Annotated in this window: 4 protein-coding genes; 1 reads left to right on the top strand and 3 read right to left on the bottom strand. The window is 63.3% G+C overall.

All coding sequences use genetic code 11. The annotated features are described in order from the left end of the window. The 3 genes from VGH54_RS03840 to VGH54_RS03830 form a co-directional block, all read right to left on the bottom strand. A partial coding sequence (locus tag VGH54_RS03840) for an FAD-binding protein (protein ID WP_331510615.1) occupies positions 1-131 on the bottom strand: 131 nt, incomplete at its 3' end. A 37-nt stretch (positions 132-168) separates the two neighbouring features. Further along, complete coding sequence (locus VGH54_RS03835) at positions 169-669, bottom strand: isoprenylcysteine carboxyl methyltransferase family protein (protein ID WP_331510613.1); 501 nt, start codon at positions 667-669, stop codon at positions 169-171. A 1-nt stretch (position 670) separates the two neighbouring features. Beyond that, positions 671-1,735, bottom strand: coding sequence for a type III polyketide synthase (locus tag VGH54_RS03830; protein WP_331510612.1), 1,065 nt, complete (start codon positions 1,733-1,735; stop codon positions 671-673). 163 nt (positions 1,736-1,898) lie between these two features. Here VGH54_RS03830 and VGH54_RS03825 point away from each other — a divergent pair. Continuing rightward, positions 1,899-2,492 (top strand): NAD(P)H-binding protein (locus VGH54_RS03825; protein ID WP_331510614.1); only part of this gene is annotated, 594 nt, incomplete at its 3' end.

Genomic DNA, 2,492 nt, shown 5'->3' with positions numbered 1-2,492 from the left:
CACGCCTTGTCGATCGGATCGCTTCTGGGTTCCGCCACGATCACCGAAAGCCCTTGTAGGCGAGCGTTTATCGCCGAAGCGAGGCCGGCTGGGCCGCCACCGACGATCAGCAGGTCGGCGTCATATGTCATCCGCGCCGCTCCTCATCGCCGTGCCTGAGTCGGCACGTCACCGGTAGCCCAATGCGGCGTTCTCGACTCTGATCCGTACCGTCAGCAACAGCCAGTTTGCCAAGGTAAAGCCGATGGCTGTCAACCATGCAGTGTGCACCAAAGGCAACGCCAGCCCCTCGGCGACGACTGCCACGTAGTTCGGGTGGTGCAGAAACTTATACGGACCTCGTCGTACCAAAGGCGTGTTCGGCACCACGATGACCAGAGTGTTCCACCGTCGGCCCAGCGTCGCTACACACCACCAGCGCAGCACCTGGCTGGCTGCCACCACGGCGAGCATCGGCCAACCCAGCCAACCGATAAAGGGCCGATGCAGGCCCCACACTTCGATGACACAGCCCAGCAGCAGCGCCGTGTGAAGGGTGACCATCACCGGATAGTGGTGGTGACCGAATTCCTTGCCGCCTTGACTGAAAGCCCATCGCGCGTTGCGTTTGGCGACGAACAGCTCTATCAGCCGTTCGATGCCGACGACCAGGATCAGCAGGTAGTACATGTCACCAGCTAAGCAGCACGAGCTCGGCGGAGAAGCCGGGGCCCATGGCGATCATCAGTCCCATAGAGCCTGGCGGTGGCGGGTCGGTCATGGTGTCGGAAAGAATATCCAGCACGGAGACAGACGAGAGATTTCCGTTGTTGCGCAGAGACTTTCGAGTGACTTCGAATGCATCCCGCGGTACGTCGACCACATTTTCAACCGCGTCGATCACCTTCGGACCGGCGGCGTGCAGGAGCCACCTTGAGATATCCGCGGTGGTCAGGCCAAAGTCGGCGAGGAAGTTACGGATGTCGTCACCAAGGTATTTCTCGACGACCGAGGCAATTTCGACGGACAGGACGATCTGGAACCCGTTAGTGCCGATATTCCAGCCCAGCACGTCCTCGGTGTCCGGGTAGGTACGACTGCGGGTCGCGACTAGTTTGGGCCCGACTGCCGGCCGGTCGGCTCCGGTCGCGATAACCGCGGCGGCGCCGTCACCGAACAGGCTGGATGCGACCAGGTTTGCGAGCGAAGTGTCCTCGCGCTGAATGGTCAACGAGCACAACTCAACAGCGAGAAGCGCAGCCACGTGACTCGGGAAAGCGCGAAGGTAATCGTGTACGCGCGCGATGCCGGCCGCACCCGCGACACAACCCAGTCCGAACAGCGGAACCCGCTTGACGTCGGGTCGCAAACCAAGCCGTGTCGCCAGCCGCGCTTCCAGCGAGGGAACGGTGAGTCCAGTGACCGTGGTCGAGAACACGACGTCGACCTCGGACGGCTCGATTTCGGCTTGCGCGAATGCTGACTTCAATGCCCGCTCACCCAGCTCCAAGGCGATGTCCAGGTAGGCGTCGTTGGCTTCGGTGAAGCCGCTGAGCTCTCGGTATCGCGACAAAGGCAGCGCAAGGTGGCGTGTCTGGACCCCACTGGTGGCGGCGAATCGTCGAAACTCGGGACCGGCGAAATCGGCTAGGGCGCCAATAACTTCGTCTTGGCTGTGCCGGTGCGGCGGGAACTCGACGGCCACCGAGGCGACCGACGGTGTTCGGATCGTCAGTTCGGACAGGTCAGATGTCACGGGACGTGCGCCCGGAATTAGGTTGCCCACACTGGAAATACGAGCTTCCTTCGCCGCCGGTTCAATGTGCCTGGGCTGACTGCTAATTCAACGTATGCGTAACTGCTGTTGGCAGAAGCGGCCTCCGGTGTTTGAGGCGCCTGCAGATTGTCTATAGGTGGGTGTGCGAGTTCTCGTGACGGGCGCGACCGGTTACGTCGGATCGCGGCTGGTCACGGCACTTCTTCAAGCAGGCCATGAGGTGCTGGCCGCCACCCGCGACCCGGCCCGGCTGGCCCGATTCGGATGGTATGACGACGTCACGCCGGTAAGGCTGGACGCCGCCGATGCCGATTCGGCGCGTGCGGCGTTCGCCGGTGCGGGCCCGATCGACGTCGTCTATTACCTGGTCCACGCCATCGGCCAACCCGGCTTCCGTGACGCTGACCACGCCGCGGCCGGCAACGTCGCCGCCGCGGCCAAAGACGCGAATGCGCGCCGCATCGTCTACCTGGGCGGCTTTGTACCGGTCGACCCCGATGACGGCGAGTTATCCGAGCACCTGACCAGTCGGGCGGAGGTGGCCGAGGCGCTGACCATGGATGGCGGCCCGGAACTGGTATGGCTGGGCGCCGCCGTGATCTTCGGCGCGGGCTCGACGTCGTTCGAGATGATGCGCTATGTCGGTGACCGATTCCCGGTGATCCCGATCCCGAAGTGGATGGACAACCCGATCGACCCGATCTCCATCCGCGACGTGCTGCACTACCTCGTCGCG

Source organism: Mycobacterium sp. (genome assembly GCF_036488105.1).
Lineage (GTDB): Bacteria > Actinomycetota > Actinomycetes > Mycobacteriales > Mycobacteriaceae > Mycobacterium.
Note: the sequence above shows the minus strand (reverse complement) of the source record. Positions and strands in the feature narration are given on the sequence as shown.